Source organism: Salinicola sp. (assembly GCF_982684285.1).
On record NZ_CEXLVS010000155.1, the window covers coordinates 7,289 to 9,987 of the forward strand.

3 protein-coding genes are annotated in these 2,699 nt (G+C 68.0%); all 3 read right to left on the bottom strand.

Annotated elements, in window-relative coordinates; all coding sequences use genetic code 11:
* Window positions 1-30: 30 nt before the first annotated feature.
* From AC3AYF_RS13645 to AC3AYF_RS13655, 3 genes are read right to left on the bottom strand one after another with little or no spacing between them, the layout of a single operon-like run.
* On the bottom strand, window positions 31-1,779 hold the full coding sequence (locus AC3AYF_RS13645; RefSeq protein ID WP_487779860.1) for an ApeI family dehydratase: 1,749 nt from the start codon (window positions 1,777-1,779) through the stop codon (window positions 31-33).
* Window positions 1,766-2,371: a COG4648 family protein gene (locus tag AC3AYF_RS13650; RefSeq protein WP_295037326.1), complete on the bottom strand. Its 606-nt coding sequence runs from the start codon at window positions 2,369-2,371 to the stop codon at window positions 1,766-1,768. The genes AC3AYF_RS13645 and AC3AYF_RS13650 overlap by 14 nt, the downstream gene beginning before the upstream one ends.
* Window positions 2,372-2,387: 16 nt before the next feature.
* Window positions 2,388-2,654, bottom strand: coding sequence for a phosphopantetheine-binding protein (locus AC3AYF_RS13655; protein ID WP_149436596.1), 267 nt, complete (start codon window positions 2,652-2,654; stop codon window positions 2,388-2,390).
* Window positions 2,655-2,699 lie beyond the last annotated feature (45 nt).

Consider the following 2,699-nt stretch of genomic DNA (forward strand, 5'->3'; position numbering starts at 1 on the left):
GATGCGGGCGCTGCGCTCTCTCGACATCCTCTACCTCTCCCGCTCTTGCCGATCGACCAGGGCGATGCGGCCGCTGACATGTTTCCCGCGCCGGCTGTCGCACTCGAGGCGCAGGCTCTCGGTCCCGTCGCCCCGACGGTGCTCGAGGGACATTTCGAAGCGGTCGCCTGGCAGCAGCGGCTGGGGAAATCGCAGCCGCTCGAGTCCGTCGAAATCGCTGGTCAGCGCGAACAGCCGGCGCGCCTGCTGCATCGCCCAGTGCACCAGGGCGATGCCGGGGAGCACCGGCTGACCGTCGAAGTGTCCGTCGACATAGGCGCAGTGTTCGGGTACCTCCAGCGTGACCCGCCAGCCGCTGTCGTGGACGCGTTCGCCCAGCCAGCGTGGCGCGCGTCGATCCTCCAGGTCGAGGAACAGGCGCTGTCGGATCTCCGCGCCCAACTTGCCCTGGGCATTGGTCGGCCAGGGGGCGACGAAGCGCCAGTAGCGAGGTAGCACCGGCGTCTCGAAATGGGCGGCGAGTGCCCGGCGCAGCCGCTTTACCGTGTCGCGATGCTGGCGGTGATCGTGGGGCACCTCGCTCGGCGACAGCTGGACGATGGCGGCGAGGCGCAGGTCACGGCGTTGCAGCGTCAGGGTCTGCGCCCGCTCGACGCCGGGGAGCCCGCTCAGTGCGCGGTCCATCGCCGTCAGCGAGATCCGTTTGCCGCCGATCTTGACGATTCGGTCGGCACGGCCCAGCAGTTCGAAGCCCCGGTCCGTCAGCGCGATCAGGTCGGCCTGGCGTTGCCACTGATCCGGGATTTCCAGGTGGCGCGAGCGCAGCCACAGGCGATTGTCGTCGCCGTGGCTGACCTCGACCCCGGGCAGGGCGGTCCAGGCGGATTCACGCTGCTGGACGCGCCAGGCGATGCCGCCGGTCTCGGAACTGCCGTATACCTCGTGGACGGGCGTGCCGAGCCGCTCGTGGACCAGGTCGCTGGCGCTCCTGGAGAGCGGCGCTCCCGAGCTGTAGATCGTCTCGAGCGCCGCGCTCGCCGGCTTCCAGTCGAGCGCTTCCGGCAGGCGGGACAGCGCCGGTGGTGCGCTGACGAGAATCATCCGCTTGCCGGTCGCCTGGCAGTACTGCAACCAGGTGTAGAGGGTTTCCGGGTAGCGACAGGGCTGGGTCGCGAAGGGGCTGTTCTCGCACAGCGGGCGCAGGATCGAGAACAGCAGGCCGTAGATATGCTGGTGACTGACCTGGCTGACGACCAGTCGGCCCGCCAGAGGCCAGAGCGAGGCCTGGGTGGCGAGCTCGGCATCCAGCTGATCGAAACGTTTGTCCAGTCGCTGGGGCTCGCCGCTGGAGCCTGAGGTGTAAAGCGAGACGGCAACGGCGGGTAGCGGCCGCGAGTCCCACTGGGGGGCGCGGCCTGGGGAGCTTTGGGACCCGTCGCTCCCGAGCATCGGCTCGGCCGGCCCGAGCGCCACGCCGGTGCCGTGCAGGGCCGTCAGCGTCTTCGGCTGATTGTCCGCCGGTAGCACGACGCGATCGCCGCGCTCCCAGATCGCGACCAGCGCCGCGCTGAACTCTACCGGGTCCGGCTCGAACAGCCGCCAGCCGTCACTCTCGTTGGGCGTCTCGAGCAGCCGTTGCTGCCAGGCGCCGATACGCCCATGCCACTCGCCCACGGTCAGCCAGCGAGACGGCGTATCCCCCTTCGGGGGGATCCAGGCGATGGCATCCGCCTGGGGGCGGTCACGCCACGGCCGATCGCCGAGTCTACGAAACGTCATGGCGCGCCTCGCCTTGCTGTCTCATGGCCGCTTCCGCGCGCCGTCTGACCCGCTGGCGCAAGCACCATTCTCCCGCAAACATGGCCAGCATCAGGCCGTAGACGATGCCGCCGTTGTACCAGGCCCAGACATCGAGGTCGGCGAAAATCGCAGTGAACAGGGCAATGGCACCGTTGAGGGCGAAGAAGATGCACCAGGCCTGGGTCACCCGCCGGGTGTAGCGCACGGCGTGAGGCGGCAGGTCGGGTTCCTGCCGACGAGCGAACCGTTCGATCAGCGTCGGCGGATGACGCAGGCCATGGGAAAAGAGCAGCAGCAGAGCGACGTTGACCACGACCGGCCATAGCCGCAGGCCGAGCTCCGCACTGCCGGTCGCCGTCAGCAGGAGGACCAGCGGCACCAGACTCCATCCCCAGCGCCGTTGCGCCGAGGGCAGTCGCCACCAGGCAGCGGCGGCCAGCACCATCAGCAGCGGCCAGGCACCGTAGTGCGGCAACAGGAAGTGAACCACCAGAGGCCAGACCAGGCCGATGATGGCCACTGCCAGCCAGAGAAGCCGGTTACGACCGTGGGGGGGAATCGACGAAATCACGAGGGCACCGCCGCTGTCATTTCTGGCGACGCGATTCGACCAGGGCCGCCAGACTCTTCAGGTTGGCGAAATGCTGACGGGAGGATTCCGCCTCGGACTCCAGCGTGATGCCGTAGCGCTTCTGTAGCGCGAGGCCCAGTTCCAGCGCGTCGATGGAGTCCAGCCCCAGTCCTTCGACGAACAGCGGCTCTTCGGGATCGATGTCGTCCGGCGTCACATCCTCGAGTTCCAGGGTCTCGATGATCATCTGCTTGAGTTCGTGTTCCAGCGCTGTCGTGGTCATCGGTCTTGATCGTCCTTGTGACTCGTTCGTTATCGTTTACTGGCG